This window comes from Streptomyces sp. NPDC046977 (assembly GCF_040644455.1).
In the GTDB taxonomy this organism is placed as follows: Bacteria; Actinomycetota; Actinomycetes; order Streptomycetales; family Streptomycetaceae; genus Actinacidiphila.
The window spans coordinates 193,069-212,651 of sequence record NZ_JBEYWO010000013.1 but is presented as its reverse complement, the minus strand read 5'-3'; the positions used below and the strand labels follow the sequence as shown (position 1 = coordinate 212,651).

Sequence of the window (19,583 nt, the reverse complement as noted above, 5' to 3'; positions counted from 1 at the left end):
GTATCGAGCGAGTGGTGGAACGTGACACGGAAGCACAGCGACGACCAGGTCTTCCGGATCACCGGGGCCGCGGCCGGGCTCTCGGACGACGTACGCGCCAGGCAGCGGCGATACATCATCTCGATGTCGATCCGGACGGTGTCGTTCGTCCTCGCCGTCGTGCTCTGGCAGGTCTCCACTCCCCTGGCCTGGATCACGCTGGTCCTGGGGCTGGTACTGCCCTACATCGAGGTCGTCGTGGCCAATGCCGGGCGGGAGAACGCTCGTGGGCTGCCCCGAACCCACATCGCACCGCCGGAACGGCCGGCCCTCGGCCCCGGCGAGACATCACTGCCGTCGGAACGGCCCCCTTGCGCCCGTCAGCCGGTGCAGTAGATGGACCGCGAGCCCGCTGACGCAGGGCCGTCAAAGCCCCCATGGGCCGGACGCGATCGGCAGTGGCGGCCTTGCTGTCGTCATGCAGTCGGACCGCGATTAAGACGTCGTTCCACGGGTGGCCTGCTTGAAGGACTGCTCGGTACGGTGACGCGGTGTGCTTCTACGCCATGGCCCACTACAAGCTGCACTACGCGTGTGTCTCGTGCCGTGTCAGCTTCAAGCAGCATGCCTGTCCGCAGCGGGAGCACCTGTGCCCGAACTGTTCTCAGCCCCTCACTTGCGCCGGTCACGACTTCGCTCCGCCGCCCAGGCGTGATGTCCGCAGTTGGTCCGTGGTGGCCGCGGTGTTGGGGGAAGGGCTGCGCTACGAAGGGTTGTCGGTCTGCGGGTGTGGCAAGGAACCCAAGTACCGCCCGCGGACACGCGCCGAACTGCGCGTCCGTCGGACCGTTGCCTCGAGGGACGGGCTGCCGTTGTCCGAGGCGCTGTCCCGACCGGACCCTCTGACCCCGCTGACGGACTGATCTCGTAGCTCAGCGTGCGAGGCGGCGATTTCCGATGAGGGCTGCTGCAAGGCCCGAAAGCCCGAACACTGCCAGAGGCCGGCGTAGAGGTCCATGATGCGGGCGACATTGGTACGGAAGTCGGGGTCGCGAATGAAGATCCATGAGTGGTACTGCCAGGGCTTGAGCGCGTCCCGCTTGAGCCAGCGGCGCACGGTGGAGGCCGAGACCGCCTCCACGATCCCCGGTCGACAGCCTCACGTGCCAGTTCCGGGCAGGACCAGTGGGACAGCGGTATGCCTGTCTCGCCAGGTAACTGCCAGGCACGTGCCTTGACTTCGGCGGTCTGCAGCGGGGTGAAACGCGGCGGTCTCCCGGAACGCTCACGGTCCTCAAGGGCCGGAAGACCGCCAGCGGTCAACCGGCCCCGCCACGTGCGCACCGTGTCGACGTGCAGGCCCGACTCACTGGCGATCCGCGCGTTGGAGCGTCCGCGTGCCGCACGCAGCACAAGGTCCGCGCGCATCCGGGCCTGGTGGGGAGTCTTGCGGCCATAGGCCATCTTCTTCAACCGCTGCCTCTGCGAGGCTGTCAGTGATATCGGGCAGACGGAGGCAACAGGCAAGGCAGGCAGGCCGATCAGCAGAGGTGGATCTCGCCGCCCCTTGCCGCAGCACCGCAGTCGCGACCGTATTGCGGGCTTGAACGGGTCCGGCGGTGCGGACGTCCGGGTTACTTACCGCTGCCTTCGGCGAGGGTGTGTGCGACAAGCGCGTTGGCGTGGCCGTGGCCGAGTCCATGCTCGGTCTTGAGCCAGGTGACGAGTTCCGTGTGCTTGGTCAGGGGCGAGGAGCGGATGAGGTCCTTCCAGTCCGTGATCGGGCGGCCGTACTTCTTCTCGATCGACGGGAAGTAGCTGGCGGGGCCCTTCACCGGTCCGGTCATTGCGGTGTCCTGTCTCTCTTGTAGTGATCTTGATGGTTATCTTGGTTGCGGCGGCGAATTGTGGACGGGTGCTGTTACTTCTGTGCTGCGGGGAGGGTCGTCATCAGCCGGGCGGTGACGGCCGTGAGCCACAGGAGGCCGAGTCCGGCTCCGGCGGTGAAGGCCAGCACGGTGGCGGAGGAGCCGGCGAATCCGGCGAGGATCCCCAGCGGTACCAGGCGTGAGCTCACGGCCCATCCCCGTTGCCGGTGCGTGGCGAAGTGCCGGGCCAGGACGAGGAATGCCGCGGACAGCGCGAGGAAGCCCACCATGGCGCTGAGCATGTGGGCGGCGCCGTGCCAGCTCAGGGAGGCGGCGGGAGCTTGGGGGGCACCGGCGGGGAACCCCGCCCCCGGGTCCGCGGTGAACACGGCGGCAAGGGCGAACGAGACGCCGAACACATGGATCAGGCGCGGTGCCCAGGTGCCGGCGGGTGCGCCGTCCAGTGCGCGGCGGATCCCGGCCCCACCTGCGGCGGCCAGCATGCCGGTCAGTAGGAAGCTGGTCACCTGGATCCAGCCGAGATCGCCCAGGCTGAGCTGACTGATCGCGTTGCGGGTGAAGTCGAAGCCTTCGCGGGTGAGCCCCTGGACCGCGCCGAGGCCCAGGAACAGTGGACCCGCTGTGACGCCGCCTGCCAGCAGGACCCGCGTCGTCGGCCGTGCCGACGCCGAGCGGGCCGTGACCGGGACGCCGATGGTCTGGGTCATGCGATTCCCCCATGGATAGAACTAGACGGTGTGGTACTCGTCGGAGCCGGGCGCTAGATTAGTCACACACAAACTGGACTGTCCAGTACCGAAGGGTGGGCGATGGAAGCGAGCGAGCAAGGCCGGTCTGCGCGCAAGCACAAGGCGATCCTGGACGCCGCAACCGAGGCGTTCATGGCCAAGGGGTACTCCGGGACCAGCATGGACGACATCGCGAAGCAGGCCGCAGTCTCCAAGCAAACCGTCTACAAGCACTTCTCGGACAAGGAGAAGCTGTTCGCCGAGATCGTCCTGGCCACGACGGACCGGGTCGACGCCATGGTCGATCTGGTGGCCGACATCCCGGCCGACGCCGAGGCACTGGAGGAGAACCTGACCCGCCTGGCCCGCCACTTCCTGACCGCACTCACCCAGCCCCAGGTACTCCAGCTGCGGCGCCTGATCATCGCCAACGCCGACACCTTCCCCGAGCTCGGCGCCACTTGGTACAAGCAGGGCTTCGAACGCGTCCTCGCCACCCTGGCAGCCACCTTCCAACGCCTCGCCGACCACGGTCTCCTCCGCGTTACCGACGCGCATCTGGCCGCTCACCACTTCACCGGGCTTCTTCTGTGGATCCCCGTGAACAAGGCCATGTTCCACGGCAGCCCCCAGCACACGCAGAGCGAACTCGACCGCTATGCGGACGCCGGCGTCCGGGCCTTCACCGCTGCCTACCGCTGACCCCCCGACGACACGCACCAAGTCGCCCCCGGGCACGCCGGGAGAAACACTGAACGATTTCTCCCGGCTCTTCGCAAACCGGTTCCGCCTGGTGGACCCCAGGAACTTACACAGAATCGCCGACAGATCCACCCCCGAAGGACTTCCGGAGCAAACCAATAAGACCTGCCGATAGGAGGGTCGTCTAGCTCAAGAAGGCCTTCCAGAAGGGGACGGTCGCCTTCGGGTTCCAGCTCTCCCAGTCCCGCTCGTGATCCTCGTTGAACTCGTGCTCGATGTATTCGGCCAGGTCACTGCCGTAGAAGATGATGTCGGTGCCCCAGATGGACAGCACCGGGTGCCCGTGGCTTTCGCGGCCCGCCGGAAGGAACCGGTGTGCGTACACGGGGGCCAGTCGAGGCACTGTTGCCAGGTGCCGTTCGGCAACGGCCCGTGCGTCCTGCGGCTCTGTGGGCCGCTGACCCCATCCCCGGTACCAGTAGCGGTGCTCCACCTCGAGCAAGATGCCCTCGGTCGGCCATGCGACATGGGTTCGCAGCTCGGCAGGATCGCCGTTGCGCCAGTCGGGCCAGGGCTTGTCCCAGGTCGCGCCTTCCTGGGGCGGTGAGGCGACCGGCAGGCCGGCGGCGAGGAAGGCACGGTGATCATCGGAGAATTGGAAACCGTATTGCGCTTCCACACGCTCGAACTCGTCGTCCGTGAGCCCCGGTTCGATCTCGCAGCAGTCGGCCCTCTTCAGGCGGCGGGCGGCTTCGGCCCCGAGTCGGGCCGCGTTGACGTTGATCACGATGGAACAGTAGTGCCCGTTCCGGCCAGGGGCCCAACCGGTTTATTTGGGGCCGGGCAAGCAAGGAGGCGCGACCGGTGGCCACCCGGCGGCGTGTTCCTGACGCCCGCCATGAGGCATTCGCCTGCTCCAAACGGAGCTCCCGTCACCTATTGAGTGCAGCAGCGAAAAGCCTGCGACCGCGTTCTGTTACGGGCACCCGGAGCGGGCCGGGGAGAGCACTGTCATAGGCGCTCCATAGAGTGGCCGTTCGTGAGGCCTTCTCGTGGATCGCCGAGATATCGAGAAGGCCTCACGCGGATGTCCACGAACGAAGGCAAAGGTGAAGGAGCGATAATGAGCCGCACCATGTTCATCCTCGCGTACGAGAACGGTGAGCCAAAGCCTCTGGACATGGATCTCCTGAAGGAGGTCCTGAAGCCGTACGTCGTCAAGGCCGACGAGAATTTCCAGGATGCGCTGATCCAACTCGCTGATGGCTATCAAGCGGAGCTTGACATCAACGAGGTCTGTATCGGCATCAGCCGTTTCCCTCCAGGCCAGTTCTTCGATGTGCTGGCCGAGTTGGTGGATCGTCTCGGGGCGACCGTGATCCCTATGGACCGGCCGACGATCCTACGCAGGGAGGGAGACCGCTCCAGTCTGCCCCCCGAGGGACGAGAGAATGCTGTAGTCGTCAGGATGACCGGGCAGGCCTTGGAGACATTCATCAGCGGGGGGTGACGTCCTTCGTGAGGAGCAAACTCGCTGACCGCTCCATGCGATGCGCGGCTCTACGTCCGTTTTGCGGCGTACGGCTCCCCACCCGGGCACCTGGGGTGTCGGCCCGGCCTCAGGGAACGAGCACGATCCGTCCCGGCAGATTGCCCTCCGCCAGCCGAGCGTGTGCCTCGGCCGCGTCGTGCAGGGGGTACGTCCGTGCCACACGGGCCAGCAGCACGCCTTCGTCCGCGAGGTGGGACAACTCCGTGAGCAGGGCACCGTCGGCTCGGACGCTCAGAGCTTCGACGCGTATCCCGCGTTCGGGGTGCGGCTCCGAGCCGGGCCACAGGCCGGCATAGGCGCCGCCGTCACGGACGGCGGCGAGTACGTCCGCTCCCAGCCGTGCGGCGTCGAGCACACCGTCGAAGGCGGCCGCCTCCGGGGTCTGCCCGCGGGCCAGGAAATGGTCGGCACCGCGGGAGAGGAGGAATTCCTCGGAGGCCGCGGAGTCGATCCCGGTGACCTTCAGGCCCTGCCGGTGCGCGAGTTCCACCGTGTGGGCGCCGACGCCTCCGGCCGCTCCGGTGACCAGCAGGCTCTGCCCGGGGGCCAGGGCAAGCAGTTCCAGCGCCTGGGCGGCGGTCGTTGTGTTCAGCGGGAGCGTCGCCGCGTGGACGTCGTCGAGCGAAGCGGGGGCCGGCGCGAGGGTGTCGGAGTGCAGGACGACGAAGTCGGCGTGGGTGCCGAGCGGCTTGTGATGGCCCGTGGCCAGGGCGATGACACGGTCGCCAGTGGTCCAGGGGGTGCCGGGGCCGGCAGCGTCGACGGTTCCGGCAACGTCGAAGCCCAGGCCGATGTTCGCCTCGCCGCCGAAGACGCCCGAGCGCATGGCCGCGTCCACCGGGTTGAGCGCGGCCGCCTTCACCTTGATCCGCACCTGCCCCGGGCCCGGCACGGGCACCGGGTGTTCGGTGATCTCGACTGCGTCAGGGCCGCCGAAGCGGGGGACGGTGACGGCACGCATAAGCATGGTGTTCTCCTGAAAAGGGATGACAACGTGGTGCAGGTCAGCCGGAGCCGACAGGGAAATCACCATAGGAAAGTTCCCTTTGTGCGCTTATGACGTGGTTCCTCACGTTTAGCGCGTAACCCCATGATGGGTCAGCATGACGGGGGCTACAAAAGGCACACGCGTGTGCGCGACGGCCTGGTCACGCCCTGACGTCACTCCAGGTCTCCGGCAGGGCCCGCCCCGCGCTTGTCACGAGCGCTCGTCCGCACCTCCGGCAGGCCCGAGAACACCCACCGGGCGAAGCGGTCTTTGACGGCGGTGACGGATCGCCGGGCCGCTGGAATCGGGCAAGGGCAGCGCGCACCGGCAGGCAACTGCCCCTCCCCGCGCACGCGGAACCGTTTCGGCGGGCGCTGTGTCCTCCTTCGCAAGAAGGCGGTTCCACGCCGCGGATCCGCCTGCGAAGGGGGTGGCCATGGGACAGGTACGTGAGGGGGCGCGGTTCGGCGTATGGGCCGTCGCCGTGGTGGTCTTCCTGGCGCTGCTGTGGGGGATCGGCACGTTCGCCTTCGGCGGTGTGGGGTGGATGACCGCTCCGTTCCGCGGCAAGGCGGAGGAGCGCAACAACACCGTCGGCTCAGGGGTGTTCATCCAGACCACGTACGAGGAGTTCTTCGACCTGTGCGAGGCCGTGCAGAACGCCGAAGGGACGATCCAAGTGCTCCAGGAGGAGCGCAAGTCCGCCTCGCCGACGCGCGCGACCCAGATCGACCAGTCGATCACCGCGCTGAAGACCACGCGGATCGAGTCGGTCAACGACTACAACTCCAAGGCCGCCCAGGAGCACCGCGCGCCTTTCCGCGACAAGAACCTCCCCTACCGGCTGGATGTCGCCGCCAGGCACACGACGTGCACCGACTGATCCCCCCACTCACCCCGGGAAGAGGGCAGCACCGCATGAAGAAGTTCGCCCGCATGCTCCTGGCCGCCGTCGTCGTGCTCGTCGCAGGCTTCGCCCTGAGCTCCTGCACCGACTCCAGCCAGGACAAGGAGAACCGTGCCAAGCAGGACAACTACGACCACCTCGTCGCCGAGCAGCCGGCGGGCCGTATGGAGTACTCGCCGACCCGTGACGCGATCAACCAGTGGGTCAAGACATGGGGACAGCGCGGGAAGCTCTCCTACGTCTACATCCAGAACGCCAACGGCGAGTACGGGTACTTCATCATGAAGGGCCTGCCGGTTCCGCGCTGCAAGATGCTCACCCCGACGGAGCGGGTCGAGTCCACCTCCAACGGCGTCGCGGTCCTGGCGCAACCGGGCATGGACGGCACGTACACCACGGGTTCCACCTGCAACGCCTACTACGGCTTCGACGCCACGACGAACGCCTACATGGAGTTCACCGTCGGTACGAACCAGTCGTTCTTCCTGTTCGACAAGCCCATGACGATGCCGGAGTACGCCAGCGCCAAGCAGCTGGGGCCGACCTCGGTCAAGGACGTCAAGCAACAGCGCTGAACGGCCCGCAGGGCTCGCACCAGCGACCTTCCCAGGCTGTACTTGTCCCGGCAAGTAATCCAGATATACTTGTACCTGCAATCAATCCGGTCCGAGCGGCAGCACACGGTGCGGCCGGGCTCGTGGCACAAGCACACAGGTGATCTGGATATCCATGCGCGTCCTCATGTTCAACAACCCGCTGACCGGCCACTTCCTGCCCCTGTTGCCGCTCGCCCGGGCGCTGCGGAAGCAGGGGCACGCCGTTGCCTTCGTCTCCGCGCCCGCCATGGCGGGCGCGGTCGGGGCCGAGGGCTTTGAGCTGATCCCCGCCGGTCCGAGCGTCGACGTGACCGTAGCGGAGGTGGGCCGCCGCACCGGCGCCGACATGATGACCGCTCCGTCGCCGGCGCTCGTCGGCGAGTTCTTCGCCGGGGTACGCATCGACCTCTCCGCCGACGAAGCGCTCGCGGGAGCGCGCGCCTGGGAACCGGACCTGGTCGTGTCGGAACACTGCGACTTCGTGGGTCCGCTCGTCGCCACCGTGTTGAAGGTGCCGTCCGCGGTGATGGGCATCGACCCGGCGCTGGAGCCCGAGGTGCTGGACGCCCTCGCCGCCACCGCGCACTCCCGTTATGTCGAGCGGGGCCTGGAGGCACCGGCCCAGGCACCCGCCGGCCGCTGGCTCCTCGACCTGTGCCCGCCCGGCCTGCAACGCGACGGTGCGCTGCCGGCCCTCGACCGCATCGCGCTGCGGCCCGAACCCCACCAGGGCCCCGAAGGCACGCCGCGGGCGGCCAGGACGCCGGGGACCGGGCGGCCCCGCGTGCTCGTCAGCCTCAGCACCGCCCGCGGCGCGGCTCCCACGCTCGGTCCGCTGCTCCGGTCGCTGAGCGCCCTCGACGTCGACCTGGTCGCCACGTCCAGCGGTGTCCCGGTCGACGACCTCGGACTGGAGCCGGGCCGGGTCGAGCTGGTCACCTTCCTGCCCGCGGCGGAACTGCTCGACGGGGTGTCCGCCGTCGTGCACCACGGTGGTTCCGGAACGACCTTCGGGGCGGCGGCACGCGGCATCCCCGCCGTCGTCGTGCCCGACACCGCGGGGCAGCAGCGCCAGGCATTCCGGCTCCAGGCGGCAGGTGCGGGCCTGGCCCTGCCGATCGGCGAGCAGGACCCGGACGCCGTCACCGCCGCGGTCGGCCGGCTGCTCGCCGAGCCCGGCTTCACCGCTGCCGCGCAGCGCCTCCGTGACGAGATCGAGGCGATGCCGACGGCCTCGGAGGTCGCCGAACGCCTCACCGCCTCCGTCATGGCGTAACGGGCAAAGCGCGAGGGTCGCCGCTCAGTCGGTGCGCCACGGGCGGAGCTTCTCGGGGTTCCGCACCGCCCAGATGTGCCTGATCCGGTCGCCCGCGAACGCGAACGCGAACACCGTGGCGATGGCGCCGTCCTGCTCCGCCACCAGGCCGGGCACGCCGTTGACCGTGCACTCCACGAACGTCGTGCGGTCGCCCGACACGCGGGCGATCTCGGCGTAGGCGCGGGCGATCCGCTCACCGCCGGCGATCGCGCGCAGGTGGGTGACGGCCAGCCCCCCGCCGTCGGCGGTCGCGGTGGCGTCCGGGTCGAGCAGGCCGATCAGGGCCTCGATGTCCTTGGCCTCCCACGCCGTCCTGAACCGCCTGACGATGTCCGCCTGCCCGGCGCTCGGGCCCGCGGACGGCCGGGCCGTACGGATGCGGCGGCGGGCGGACGAGGCCAGTTGGCGGCATGCCGCCGCGCTCCGGCCGACGATCTGCGCGACCTCGCCGAAGGGGTAGCGGAAGACGTCGTGCAGGACGAACGCGACACGCTCGGCCGGGGTCATCGCGTCCAGGACGACCAGGAAGGCCATCGTCACCGACTCGTCGAGGGTGATCCGGTCGGCCGGGTCGGTCCCGCCCGCGCCGGAACGCCCGGTGATCCACTCCGCGGGCTCGGGCAGCGGCTCGGGGATCCAGTCGCCGACGTAGGTCTCCCGCCTGGCCCGCGCCGAACGCAGCATGTTCAGGCAGATGCGGCCGGCGACCGTCATCAGCCAGGCGCCGGGCGTCTCTATGGCCTGCTGCTCGCGCGGGGACATGGCGTACCAGCGGGCGTAGGTCTCCTGTACGACGTCCTCGGCGTCGGCGAGTGAACCCAGCAGCCGATAGCCGAGGTTGATCAGCCGCCGCCGCTCGCTCATGATCGCGCCGAGGCCAGGATCGGCCCGGTCGTCGCCCGGTTCGGCTGTGGTGGTCATGGTCCGGCCGTCTCCCTCGCTCGTCTCTGCGCCACTACCCGGTACGACGAGACAGCCCGCCGGAATGTGAGGCGGGCGCGACCTCACATTCCTGAGGGCTGCACTGTCGTACCGGTCAGGACGGCAGGACGACAACGAGGCTGAAGGGAAACGCCGATGAACGACTTCCAGGCCATCGCGGACCGGGTCGAGATCGAGGCGCTGCGCGGCGAGTTCACCGACGCGGCGATGATGCGCGACCGGCCGCGGCTGGCATCGCTGTTCACACCGGACGGTGTCCTGCGCATGCCCAACATCCCCGCCGAGTTCCGCGGCCGCGAGGAGATCCGTGCCGGGGGCGAGCGGCTGCAGAGCCAGTGGGACTTCTTCGTGCAGACCACGCATCCCGGCACGATCCGGCTCGACGGCGACGCGGCGACCGGCCGCGCCCACATCCAGGAGCTCGCGCGCACCCTGGACGGCCGCCAGGGCCTCAACTACGCCATTTACCACGACCGTTACGAGCGCACCGCGGAGGGCTGGCGGTTCGCCGAGCGGGTCTACGAAGTCAGGTACCTCGACACCTCCCCGCTGGCCGGCACGGCACCCGGGGCGGCGCGGGACTCCGGGACCGTCCCGGCTGCGGCCGCCTCCTTCACCGACCCGGCTCCGGCAGGCCTACTGGAGCGGGTCGCGGCCGCGCTGCGTGCCAACGGTTTCGCCGCCGAGGTCCTCGACGACGCCGCGGCAGCGCGCCTCCGCGTCAAGGACCTGGTCCCCGAGGGTTCCAGCGTGCTCACCGGCGCCAGCGAGACCCTGCGGCTGTCTGGCATCGACGAGGATCTCAACACCGGCGGCCGGTACGACGCCGTCCGGCCGCGCGTCCTGGCCCTGGACCGCGCGACCGGCGCCGACGAGATCCGCAAGCTGCTCGCCGGCCCCGATGTCGTCGTCAACAGCGTCGCCGCGGTCACCGAGTCCGGCTCGCTCGTGCTCGCCTCGGGCAGCGGGAGTCAGCTCCCGGCCAACGCGGGCGGCGCCGCACACGCGATCTGGATCGTCGGCGCCCAGAAGGTGGTGCCGGACCTGGACGCGGCGCTGCGCCGCATCGAGGAGCACGCGCTCCCGCTGGAGAACGCCCGCGCCCAAGCGGTGTACGGGATGCCCAGCGCCATCAGCCGTCTGCTCGTGCTCAACAAGGAACCGCGCCCGGGACGCGGCACCGTGCTTCTCCTGCGGGAGGCCATCGGATTCTGATCCGGCGCGGCCGTTCGTCCCGGGAGTGCGACCCGGCGTCAGATGTTGTCGTAACCGGGGATGCGGGCCTTGATGCGCTCGAGTTCGCGTGCGTCCGAGACGCCCTGGAAGTCGTGACGGGGCGTGTAGGGGGCTTCCAGCCGGCGGGCCTGCTCGTCGGTGAGGTCGAGGTCGAGGGAGGCGACGGCGTCGTCGATCTGCCGCATCGTACGGGCGCCGACGACCGGGGCCGCGACGACGGGGTTGCGGCGCAGCCAGGCCAGGGCGACCTGGGCGCGGGACACGCCGTGGGCCTCGGCGACGGCGCCGACCTCGTCGATGACGGCGCGGTCGCTGTCGGCGGTGGCCTTGTAGAGCAGGTCGGCGTAGGCGCCGTCGGTCACGGCGCGCTCACCGGCGTTCGCCTGGTCGAGGGGGCGGGCGAGGCGGCCGCGGGCCAGGGGGCTCCAGATCATGGTGGCGACGCCCTCGTCGGCGCAGAGCGGCAGCATTTCGCGTTCCTCCTCGCGGGCGAGCAGGTTGTAGTGGTCCTGCATGGTGACGAACCGGGCCCAGCCGTTGCGCTCCTGGAGGTGCAGGGCCTTGGCGAACTGCCAGGCGTACATGGAGGACGCGCCGAGGTAGCGGGCCTTCCCGGCCCTCACGACGTCGTCGAGGGCCTCCAGGGTCTCCTCCAGCGGAGTGTCGTTGTCGAAGCGGTGGATCATGTACACGTCCACATAGTCGGTGCCGAGGCGGCGCAGGCTGTGGTCGATCTCCGTCATGATCGCCTTGCGGGACAGGCCGCCGCTGTTGGGGCTGCCCGGACGCATGGCGTGGCGGACCTTGGTGGTGATGACGACGTCGTCGCGGTTCGCGAAGTCCCGCAGGGCGCGCCCGAGTATCTCCTCGCTGGAGCCGTAGGAGTACAGGTTGGCGGTGTCGAAGAAGTTGATGCCGGCCTCGAGGGCGTGCTTGACGAGGGGGCGGGCGGCCTCCTCGTCGAGGGACCAGACGGGGTGGCCGCGGTCGGGTTCGCCGTAGGTCATGGCGCCGATGGCGACCGGGGAGACGTCGAGGCCGGTCCGGCCGAGCTTGATGTAGCGCACGGGGAGGCTCCTACAATGAGGGAGGAAGAGAACCGGAGATCTCTCCGATTGACGTCCGCGACGCTACCGGAGACCTCTCCGGATCGCAAACAGCACTGCCCGCACGCCTGGAGGACCCGTGCCCGACCCCGCGACGCAACGCTCCGACGCCCGGAAGAACCGGCAGGTGATCCTCCAGGTCGCCCACGACGTACTCGCCGAGTCCCCGGACGCCTCGCTCAACTCGATCGCCAAGCGCGCGGGCATCGGACCGGGCACGCTCTACCGGCACTTCCCGACACGCGAGGCGCTGATCCTGGAGGTCTACCAGCACGACATCGGCCGCCTGGTCGACTCCGTCGCCGATGTGCTGGCCGCCCACACCCCGCTCGACGCGCTGCGGCAGTGGTTCACCAGTCTCACCGCGTATGTGCGCATCAAGCACGACCTCGGCGAGGCACTGCACTCCGCCGCCGCGCAGCAGGTCGTCAGCGCCTCGTGGCCCCCCGTCACCGCCGCCGTCGGACAACTCCTCGACGCGTGCGAACGCGCCGGCGAGGTGCGCCCCGGCATCGACCCCACCGACGTGATCATGCTGATGAGCTGTCTGTGGCGCACGCCGGACAGCCCCGACGGCGCGGCCCAGGCGCAGCGCCTCATGGAACTGGCCATCGGCGGCCTGCGCCCCTGATCCCGGCGAGCAGCTCAGCGCGTGACGGCGATGAGCAGGAGTGCGATGTCGTCGGTGCCCGGCACCGTCTCCAAGGCGTGGTGGAGAAGGACGTCGGCGAGGCGGTCCACGTCCTGGTCCCCTGCCGCGGTGAGGTGGCGTGCGAGCTCGGCGGTGGTCTCCTCGATGTCGGCGCCCGGCACTTCGACCAGGCCGTCGGTGTACAGGACCAGCACCGTTCCCGGCGGCAGCGGGATGTCGGTGGTGGGATACTCGGCTTCCGTGGTGACACCGAGCAGCAGCCCGGGCGCGATGTGCAGGACCTCGGTGTGGCCGTCGGGGTGCCGGATCAGGGGTGGGAGGTGCCCTGCCGTGGCCAGGCGGGCACAGTGGCCCGCCAGGTCGAGGTCGGCGTACAGGCAGCTGGTGAACAGGCCCGCGTTGAGATCGGCCATGAGGCGGTTGGTGCGGGCGAGGACGTCGCCCGGGGAGGTGCGGGCGGTGGCGTGCGCGTGGACGGCCGTACGCACTTGTCCCATGAGGGCCGCAGCCTGGATGTTGTGGCCCTGCACGTCGCCGATGACGGCGGCCGCGCCGTTGGCGTCGCAGCTGATGACGTCGTAGAAGTCGCCGCCGATGTCGGTGCCGTGGCCGGCGGGCAGGTAGCGCGCGGCGATCCGCAGGCCGGGGATGACGGGCAGTTCCTGGGGGAGCAGGCCGGTCTGCAGGGTGCGGGCGAGTTGGTGTTTGACGTCGTAGAGGCGGGCGCGGTCCAGGGCCTGTGCGATCAGGTCGGCCAACGAGGTGAGGATGGTTCGTTCGGCCAGGGAGAAGGAGCGGGGCCGGTCGTAGGAGAGCACCAGCAGGCCGGTGGGCCTCCCGGAAGCGATCAGGGGCAGGAACGCCCACGCGTCGCGGTCGCTGTAGCGGCGAGCCTGCGGATAGGCGCGCTGGAAGTCGGCGAAGCTGGGGAAGAACGTCGGGGTCTGTGCGGTCACCACCCGGGCGGCGGGGGTGGGACCGGACAGCGGCTCGCCGTCGAAGCGGGCCATGAACGCATCTGTGTATCCGCAGTGGCCGGCGATGCGCAGACGACCGTCCTCGACCATCATCAGCCCGAGCCCTTGAGCCTCGAATGCGGGTACCAGCTGGGCGGTGACGCGGTCGACGACGTCCTTCACCCCGGCGGCCTCGGTCAGGGCCGCCGCGAGATACATCAGGTGGTACAAGGACAACGCCCCGAGGGCGCCCTGCTCATCGGGAGAGCCCGTTTCGGCGTCCGATGCGACGGCACCGTCCGCCACGGCTGTCAATCGAACGCTGACACCGGTGGCCCCGGGATAGAGCTGGAAGGAGATCCGCTGGTCAGGTGGCCGGAGCGCGGTGAACCCGGTCGATTTCCGGCTCATCTGCGCCGTCCGGTAGCGGTCCTCGAACGTCGGCTCGCTCAACCACAGCAGCCGCTCCCAGGGCCGGGATCCCAGCAGGTCCGCCACCCCCGCACCCAGGAGTTCACCGGCCGCGGCGTTGAGGAAGCGGATCCGGCCGTCCAGGTCCAGCGCCAGGCAGCCCACCGGCAGGCGGTCCGTGAAGTCGTAGGCGGCCAGCGCCTCGGCCCGGCTCGGCGTCCGCGGACGGTTCGGCCCCAGGACCACCGGCTGTGCGCCCGGCAGCAGCGGATAGCCGTGCCGAGCGGCCTGCTCCAGCACCCGCGTCGCCCTGCGGCAGAATTCCTCGATCGCCTCACGCTCGGCCTGGTCGAGCTCCGGGGGGTGCCAGGCCGGCCACACCAGACACACGCCGCCCCACACCGCGTCGTCGCCGGTGAAGGGTGCGGCCGCCACGACCGTTTCGTACGGGGCCACCAGCCCGATCCGGGGGTAACGCCGGGCCATGTCGTGGGGGCTGCTCACCCAGACCGGGGAACGCTCCCGCACCGCCTCCGACACCGGAGTCGGATCGTCGATCCCGATCCGCGCCCACAGGGCGGCTATCCGCCGGGACATCCCGGACAGTGCCACCAGCTGAAGCGCGCGTTCCCCCGGCGGCAGTACGTACAGCATGCCGACGGCCGCGTCGACGCCCCGCACCAGACCGCCGAAAAGCCCGGTGAGCCGGCCCAGACCCGGCGTGGGCCGCCGCACATCGTGTCGCTGCACACGCTCACCCCGTCGCAAGCTCGCGTCCTGTCCTCACCCGCGCTCCGCGACTCCGCAAGCCCCCGCCCGCTGGGCCCGGACTGCCCGTCCGGAGCGCGACGTGCCAGGCGCCTACCCGGTTCCGCGGACGACAGCCACGGGAGAGTGGGCGTGCTGAAGCAGGGCCTGGCTCACCGAACCCAGGAGCAACCCCCTGAATCCGCCCATGCCCCGCGAGCCGACGACCGTGAGCGACGCCGTCCTGCCGGCGTCGATCAGTGCCTCACGGGGGTCGCCGTGCACCAATGCGTGCCGCACCGGGACGTCGGGACGGCTCTGCCGGTGACCGGCGAGTACCGCGGTCGGATCCATGCTCTCGTCCGCCGTGCCGGATCGGCCCTTGTGCGCGTACAGGGCGACGAGTTCCGCTCCGCGCAGCTCCGCCTCGGCAAAGGCGAAGTCGACCGCCTTGGCTCCGGCGGCGGATCCGTCGACGCCGAGCACGACCGGCCCGGACGGGTCCGGCTGCTCCCGCACCACCATCACCGGGCACTGTCCGTGAGCGGCCAGGAACACCGCCGTCGAGCCCAGCAGCATCCCGATGAACCCGCCCGTGCCCCGGGGTCCGACAACCACGAGATCCGCGGTGCGCGACTGCAGTTCCAGGACCGACACCGCATCCCCCTGCAGCACGGCCCCCGTGACATTCACCTGGGGCGCCGTGCGCCTGGCGTGCTCCACCGACTCGCGGACCACCCGCTCGGCCGCGTCCTGGAAGACGGTTGCCGGCGGCCCCAGAGGGGAGGGATCCATGGGCACGTGCGCCGGCATGGGCGGCGGCACCAGCGCATGCACGACGCGCAGTTCCGCGCGGCGCGACAGGGCTTCCCGGGCAGCTTCCGCCACCGCCGCGGAGCTGAACTCCGAACCATCGACTCCTGCCACGATCACACCGCCCACCGGCCTCCTCACCTCCATGGATGTCGAGCGCGCGAGGCGTTTCCGTGCGAGTTGCCGGGAGGCGGCACGCATGTGCCGCTCCTCCCCCGACAGGGTGCCTCGGGTTCGGAGCAGCCGCATCCCGGGGGCCGGGGCCGGTGTGCACCGGCCCCGGCCCGCGCTCATGTCACGCCAGTCCGAAGGCCCGGATGACGGTCTGCGTCATCGAGGTGCCCGATCGCTGTGCGGCGGTCACCCGGAGCGACACGAAGTCGGCCCCGGAGGGAGCCCGCAGGGACGTCCGCCACGTCCCCTTCTTCTCCTGGAGGTCCTGTCGGTGCCAAGTGGCGCCGTCGTCGTAGGAGACCTCCAGCACTGCGGCGGAGACGGCGTCCTCGGCGGGAGCGATGCCCGGCAGGACGGGGGTGATGGCGAGGTCGGCCGTGCGCCGCGCACGGCCGGCGGCGTCCAGGTCCGCCGCGTAGTCCAGTTGGGCCAGCGGAACGGTCCCGGGGGCCGAGGCGCCGGAGGTGAACCTCCATTCGGTGCGGGTGGCGGTGGAGTAGGGACTGAGCCCGGTGTCCCCGGTGGTGTCGGCGACGAGCCGGTACGGCAGCGTCCCCGGTTCCAGGTCGTAGGCGTACACGTAGGAGCTGTCGGTGCTGAGCAGTTGCCGTTCGCCCTGGTAGAGCTCGACGTGCTGCGACATGGCGGTTCCGTACTCGGCGCTGCCGGTGTGCGCCGTACCGGAGTCGCCGAAGCCGCCGACATAGAACGAGAGGGACGTCTCGTCGCGGACGGGGAGGTCGTTGTCGAGGAGGCGTGGACGGACGACGGGGCCGAGCCAGCGTTCGTCCTGCTTGCTGCCGGGCCGGTAGGCCGTCGGCAGGTTGCCGGACCCCATCCAGCCGGGCAGGTAGGCGAATTGCTGCCATCTGACGTTGCCGCCCGCGGAGACCCAGTCGGTGCGCTCGCCGGGGGCGACGGAGTCCCCGGTGGTCTGGCTCGCGGCGCCCCACAGGTACGGCGGGTAGTCGACCCGCGTCTCGGTGGCGCGCTTCCCGGGCGGCTGGGCGAAGTCGAGGTCGAGACGCGCGAGGGCGCCCGGATCCGCGACGAGGGAGGGGTCTTCGGGAACGCTTCCGGAGTGGTAGTCGACCAGGTCGTACAGGTACTCCGGTGCGGGATGGGCCTCGATCGCCAGCCGCACCCGCTGCTTGCGGGAGGCCGCGATGTCGCGGATGAGGGCCTCCCCCTCGTCCTGGGTGACCGACGCGACCGGCAGCGGCCCGGCCGTGACGTTGTCGGGGTCGCCGTACCAGTCGTTCTTCCTGCCCGTGCCGTCGTTGACCACCATCAGCATCGCCGCGCCGGCCTCGTGCGCCGCCGCGGCCTGCTCGCTCGGCGGCACCTCAGTGCCGGCGCGTACGACGACGGCCCGGCCGCGGGCCGGCACCCCCGCGTACTCGGCGGCGGATCCGGTCCCGGCGAAGACGGTGTCGAAGCGGGTGTTGCCCTCGGGGAGCGGCGGTGACCCGCGCTGCACGAGGGCGTCGTCGAGCGTGCGGTCGTCGTAGGCGATGGTCAGCGGTGTCTGCTGGGCGCGGAGCCTGGTGGTGAAGACGAAGCTGCCCTTCTTCACCGGGTGGTCGGCGGTGGGAAGTGCCCACAGGCTGTCGTAGCGGGAGTCCGGGAAGACCGACTCGACGAGGCCGCCGTCGCCCGCGGTGGGCTTGTCCGAGGTGAAGGAACGGTAGATCTCGAGCCTGCTGCTGACGACGGCGCTGGGCTTGGGCGTGATCGCCCGCACCTGGCGTGCCTGTGAGGCGTCGAGCGGCACCTCGCGGTCCCTGGTGAGGTCGACCTCCGGCGCGGCGAGCAGCGCGACCCCGAGGGAGTGGGGGCCGTGGGTGCCCTCCACCTCGGCGAAGGTCAGGACCGTGTAGGGGCCGGGCGCCAGACGCTGCGTCAGCGTCCCGTCCTCGGGCACCTCGGCGAAGGACGAGCCCCTGGTGCTCCGGATCTCGATGAATCCGCCCATCGGCCTGCCGGAGCGGTCCTTCATCCGCACGGTGAGGTTGTAACGCTCGGGTTCGACGCTGACGCCCGCGGCGGTGTGCGCGAGGACGGCACCGCCGCCGTCACGGGCGAGGACCTGGGCGGAATACTGGCCGGCGGCCCGGCCCCTCGGGTCCGCGGTGAGGCCGACCCGTGCGGAGCCGTGTGCCGGCAGATCGACGTGGTTCGAGGCCAGGGCGAACACCCCGGCCGCCGAGTCGCCCGGATCGACGGACAGGTCCAGGGCGACGGGGTGGTCCGCGGTGTTGGTGTAGACGATCTCGCGTGCGACCGGCTGGGTCCCGGAGCTCGACCACGGGACGAGTCCGGCGTCCACCGAGCCGGTCGCGACGACGGGCGCGTCGTAGGCGGCCGCCACGTCGACCCGCCCGGTGCCCGCCCGGTAGGGCGTCCAGGCGGGTGTCCGGACGCTGGAGCTCATCAGAGCGTCCTTGATCTGCCGGCCCGTCCAGTCGGGATGCTTCTGCGCCAGCAGGACGGCCGCGCCGGCCACGTGGGGAGCGGCCATGGAAGTGCCGCTCAGGGTCTGGTAGTAGCCCTCCCCCGAGGCCGCGTACTGGGAGCGGGCCGCCAGCACGTCGATGCCGGGGGCGGTGATGTCGGGCTTGAGGCCGTCGTCGAGCCCGCGGGGCCCGGAGCTGGACCGCGGATCGAGCCGGTCGGAGGTGTCGACCACGCCCACGGTCAGCGCGGCGTCCGCCGTCCCCGGTGCCGACAGGCTGTACGGGGAGGGTCCCGCGTTCCCGGCGGCGACGACGAAGAGCGCGCCGGTCTCGGCGCTGAGGGCGTTCAGGCTCTGGCTCATCGGGTCGGACTGGTCGGTGAGGAACCGGTTGCCGAGGCTCATGTTGACGACCTTGGCGTGCTCGGTCCGCGCCGCCCACTCCATGCCGGCGATGATCCAGGACTCCTGGCCGACGCCGTCGTTGTCGAGCACCTTGCCCACCAGCAGGTCGGCGGAAGGGGCGACGCCCCGTTCCCTGCCGCCCGAGGCGGCGCCGGTGCCGGCCACGGTCGACGCCGTGTGCGTGCCGTGGCCGTCCCGGTCGGTGACGTCCTGGTCGGGGACAAAGCTCTCGGTGGCGACCACACGGTCCACGAGATCGGGGTGCGCGGTGTCCGCGCCGGTGTCCAGTACGGCCACCTTGACCCCGGTGCCGGTGGTGCCTGCGGCCCAGGCCGTGGGGGCACCGATGTGCGCGGTGGTGTCGGCGAGGAAGGCCTCCGCCTTGCCGTCGAGCCAGATCCGGTCCACGCCGAACGCGAAGGACGGCCCGTCCGGCACGCGCTGACCGGCGGACGCACGGTTCTTCTGACGCTCGGCGCCGGTGCCGGTGAGCGCCGACCAGAACTGCGCGGCCCGTGACCGGCCGGCGAGCAGCACTTCGCCGTTGATCGACGGGAGGTCGGCTCCGGCCTCGGCCCCGGGCAGCGCGGTGAAGGATCTCCTGGCGGTCGCCGGCTTCAGGTGGCGGACGATGAGGGGGAGTTCGCGGGCGCGGGCGTCGTCGTACCCCTGGGCCACCAGTTGGGTGACATTGAACAGCCGCCGGTCGAGCCGGTCCGACGCGATGTAGGGCATGACGTCGTCGGGATAGACATAGGTGTCGGCGCCGTCGGCGAGCACCCGGACCGATCCCGTGGCCCCGGGCGGGCGTTGCACGCTCACCGAGGCGGGTGTCCCGGCCGGGCCGGGCGTCACGGTCACCTTGTCGCCGGTGATCAACGTGACCGTCGCCGCCGGTCCCGGGGTCCGCCCGCCGGGTACGGCCGCGGACGGGGGTCCCGAAGGCGCCCCGAGCGCCTGACTGGGCGTCATCAAAGCAGCGACGAGGGCAGTTGTGATGCCCATGACCGCTGTTCCCGATCTTCGC

18 protein-coding genes are annotated in these 19,583 nt (G+C 70.5%); 8 read left to right on the top strand and 10 right to left on the bottom strand.

Features of this window, described 5'->3' with window-relative positions; genetic code table 11:
* Nucleotides 1-21 precede the first annotated feature (21 nt).
* Nucleotides 22-375, top strand: a complete 354-nt coding sequence (locus ABZ883_RS21390; protein WP_360908218.1) for a DUF3099 domain-containing protein — start codon at nucleotides 22-24, stop codon at nucleotides 373-375.
* A 276-nt stretch (nucleotides 376-651) separates the two neighbouring features.
* On the opposite strand, the gene ABZ883_RS21385 is transcribed toward ABZ883_RS21390, so the two are convergent.
* The 3 genes from ABZ883_RS21385 to ABZ883_RS21375 all read right to left on the bottom strand — a co-directional run bounded on the left by ABZ883_RS21385 (nucleotide 652) and on the right by ABZ883_RS21375 (nucleotide 2,575).
* On the bottom strand, nucleotides 652-1,407 hold the full coding sequence (locus ABZ883_RS21385; protein WP_360908267.1) for a helix-turn-helix domain-containing protein: 756 nt from the start codon (nucleotides 1,405-1,407) through the stop codon (nucleotides 652-654).
* A gap of 206 nt (nucleotides 1,408-1,613) precedes the next feature.
* Nucleotides 1,614-1,826 carry a DUF4287 domain-containing protein gene (locus ABZ883_RS21380; protein ID WP_360908216.1) on the bottom strand — a complete coding sequence of 71 codons (213 nt, stop codon included), beginning with the start codon at nucleotides 1,824-1,826 and terminating at the stop codon, nucleotides 1,614-1,616.
* Nucleotides 1,827-1,900: 74 nt separating this feature from the next.
* A complete protein-coding gene (locus tag ABZ883_RS21375) occupies nucleotides 1,901-2,575 on the bottom strand; it encodes a DUF998 domain-containing protein (RefSeq protein WP_360908214.1) in 675 nt (224 codons plus the stop codon).
* 102 nt (nucleotides 2,576-2,677) lie between these two features.
* Between ABZ883_RS21375 and ABZ883_RS21370 the strand changes: the two genes are divergently transcribed.
* Complete coding sequence (locus tag ABZ883_RS21370; protein WP_360908212.1) at nucleotides 2,678-3,298, top strand: TetR/AcrR family transcriptional regulator; 621 nt, start codon at nucleotides 2,678-2,680, stop codon at nucleotides 3,296-3,298.
* Between the two features lie 184 nt (nucleotides 3,299-3,482).
* On the opposite strand, the gene ABZ883_RS21365 is transcribed toward ABZ883_RS21370, so the two are convergent.
* Nucleotides 3,483-4,085, bottom strand: a complete 603-nt coding sequence (locus ABZ883_RS21365; RefSeq protein WP_360908210.1) for a hypothetical protein — start codon at nucleotides 4,083-4,085, stop codon at nucleotides 3,483-3,485.
* A 336-nt stretch (nucleotides 4,086-4,421) separates the two neighbouring features.
* Here ABZ883_RS21365 and ABZ883_RS21360 point away from each other — a divergent pair, with 336 nt between their 5' ends.
* Nucleotides 4,422-4,808 carry a hypothetical protein gene (locus ABZ883_RS21360; protein ID WP_360908208.1) on the top strand — a complete coding sequence of 129 codons (387 nt, stop codon included), beginning with the start codon at nucleotides 4,422-4,424 and terminating at the stop codon, nucleotides 4,806-4,808.
* 109 nt (nucleotides 4,809-4,917) lie between these two features.
* On the opposite strand, the gene ABZ883_RS21355 is transcribed toward ABZ883_RS21360, so the two are convergent.
* Complete coding sequence (locus ABZ883_RS21355) at nucleotides 4,918-5,811, bottom strand: NADP-dependent oxidoreductase (protein ID WP_360908263.1); 894 nt, start codon at nucleotides 5,809-5,811, stop codon at nucleotides 4,918-4,920.
* Between the two features lie 463 nt (nucleotides 5,812-6,274).
* Here ABZ883_RS21355 and ABZ883_RS21350 point away from each other — a divergent pair, with 463 nt between their 5' ends.
* The 3 genes from ABZ883_RS21350 to ABZ883_RS21340 all read left to right on the top strand — a co-directional run bounded on the left by ABZ883_RS21350 (nucleotide 6,275) and on the right by ABZ883_RS21340 (nucleotide 8,617).
* Entirely contained in the window at nucleotides 6,275-6,721 is a 447-nt protein-coding gene (locus tag ABZ883_RS21350) for a hypothetical protein (protein ID WP_360908206.1), read from the top strand.
* 35 nt (nucleotides 6,722-6,756) lie between these two features.
* Entirely contained in the window at nucleotides 6,757-7,320 is a 564-nt protein-coding gene (locus tag ABZ883_RS21345; RefSeq protein WP_360908204.1) for a hypothetical protein, read from the top strand.
* Between the two features lie 139 nt (nucleotides 7,321-7,459).
* Entirely contained in the window at nucleotides 7,460-8,617 is a 1,158-nt protein-coding gene (locus tag ABZ883_RS21340; RefSeq protein ID WP_360908202.1) for a glycosyltransferase, read from the top strand.
* A gap of 24 nt (nucleotides 8,618-8,641) precedes the next feature.
* On the opposite strand, the gene sigJ is transcribed toward ABZ883_RS21340, so the two are convergent.
* Entirely contained in the window at nucleotides 8,642-9,580 is a 939-nt protein-coding gene (sigJ, locus tag ABZ883_RS21335) for an RNA polymerase sigma factor SigJ (RefSeq protein ID WP_360908200.1), read from the bottom strand.
* A 156-nt stretch (nucleotides 9,581-9,736) separates the two neighbouring features.
* On the opposite strand from sigJ, the gene ABZ883_RS21330 reads away from it, so the two are divergent.
* Complete coding sequence (locus ABZ883_RS21330) at nucleotides 9,737-10,816, top strand: LUD domain-containing protein (protein ID WP_360908198.1); 1,080 nt, start codon at nucleotides 9,737-9,739, stop codon at nucleotides 10,814-10,816.
* A 38-nt stretch (nucleotides 10,817-10,854) separates the two neighbouring features.
* Here the strand turns inward: ABZ883_RS21330 and ABZ883_RS21325 are convergent, their stop codons facing one another.
* Entirely contained in the window at nucleotides 10,855-11,904 is a 1,050-nt protein-coding gene (locus ABZ883_RS21325) for an aldo/keto reductase (protein ID WP_360908196.1), read from the bottom strand.
* Between the two features lie 118 nt (nucleotides 11,905-12,022).
* Between ABZ883_RS21325 and ABZ883_RS21320 the strand changes: the two genes are divergently transcribed.
* Entirely contained in the window at nucleotides 12,023-12,574 is a 552-nt protein-coding gene (locus ABZ883_RS21320; RefSeq protein WP_360908194.1) for a TetR/AcrR family transcriptional regulator, read from the top strand.
* Nucleotides 12,575-12,588: 14 nt separating this feature from the next.
* On the opposite strand, the gene ABZ883_RS21315 is transcribed toward ABZ883_RS21320, so the two are convergent.
* The 3 genes from ABZ883_RS21315 to ABZ883_RS21305 form a co-directional block, all read right to left on the bottom strand.
* Nucleotides 12,589-14,712 (bottom strand): SpoIIE family protein phosphatase, encoded by a 2,124-nt coding sequence (locus tag ABZ883_RS21315; RefSeq protein WP_360908192.1) that lies wholly within the window; start codon nucleotides 14,710-14,712, stop codon nucleotides 12,589-12,591.
* Nucleotides 14,713-14,823: 111 nt separating this feature from the next.
* Entirely contained in the window at nucleotides 14,824-15,651 is an 828-nt protein-coding gene (locus ABZ883_RS21310) for a universal stress protein (RefSeq protein ID WP_360908261.1), read from the bottom strand.
* 166 nt (nucleotides 15,652-15,817) lie between these two features.
* Nucleotides 15,818-19,561 carry a S8 family serine peptidase gene (locus tag ABZ883_RS21305; RefSeq protein WP_360908190.1) on the bottom strand — a complete coding sequence of 1,248 codons (3,744 nt, stop codon included), beginning with the start codon at nucleotides 19,559-19,561 and terminating at the stop codon, nucleotides 15,818-15,820.
* Nucleotides 19,562-19,583: the final 22 nt, after the last annotated feature.

What these genes read in the sequence shown, in the direction of transcription:
- ABZ883_RS21385 (WP_360908267.1), bottom strand. Translation starts at nt 1,407, where the DNA reads ATGCGCGCGGACCTTGTGCTGCGTGCGGCACGCGGACGCTCCAACGCG.
- ABZ883_RS21380 (WP_360908216.1), bottom strand. Translation starts at nt 1,826, where the DNA reads ATGACCGGACCGGTGAAGGGCCCCGCCAGCTACTTCCCGTCGATCGAG.
- ABZ883_RS21375 (WP_360908214.1), bottom strand. Translation starts at nt 2,575, where the DNA reads ATGACCCAGACCATCGGCGTCCCGGTCACGGCCCGCTCGGCGTCGGCA.
- ABZ883_RS21370 (WP_360908212.1), top strand. Translation starts at nt 2,678, where the DNA reads ATGGAAGCGAGCGAGCAAGGCCGGTCTGCGCGCAAGCACAAGGCGATC.
- ABZ883_RS21360 (WP_360908208.1), top strand. Translation starts at nt 4,422, where the DNA reads ATGAGCCGCACCATGTTCATCCTCGCGTACGAGAACGGTGAGCCAAAG.
- ABZ883_RS21355 (WP_360908263.1), bottom strand. Translation starts at nt 5,811, where the DNA reads ATGCGTGCCGTCACCGTCCCCCGCTTCGGCGGCCCTGACGCAGTCGAG.
- ABZ883_RS21350 (WP_360908206.1), top strand. Translation starts at nt 6,275, where the DNA reads ATGGGACAGGTACGTGAGGGGGCGCGGTTCGGCGTATGGGCCGTCGCC.
- ABZ883_RS21345 (WP_360908204.1), top strand. Translation starts at nt 6,757, where the DNA reads ATGAAGAAGTTCGCCCGCATGCTCCTGGCCGCCGTCGTCGTGCTCGTC.
- sigJ (WP_360908200.1), bottom strand. Translation starts at nt 9,580, where the DNA reads ATGACCACCACAGCCGAACCGGGCGACGACCGGGCCGATCCTGGCCTC.
- ABZ883_RS21330 (WP_360908198.1), top strand. Translation starts at nt 9,737, where the DNA reads ATGAACGACTTCCAGGCCATCGCGGACCGGGTCGAGATCGAGGCGCTG.
- ABZ883_RS21305 (WP_360908190.1), bottom strand. Translation starts at nt 19,561, where the DNA reads ATGGGCATCACAACTGCCCTCGTCGCTGCTTTGATGACGCCCAGTCAG.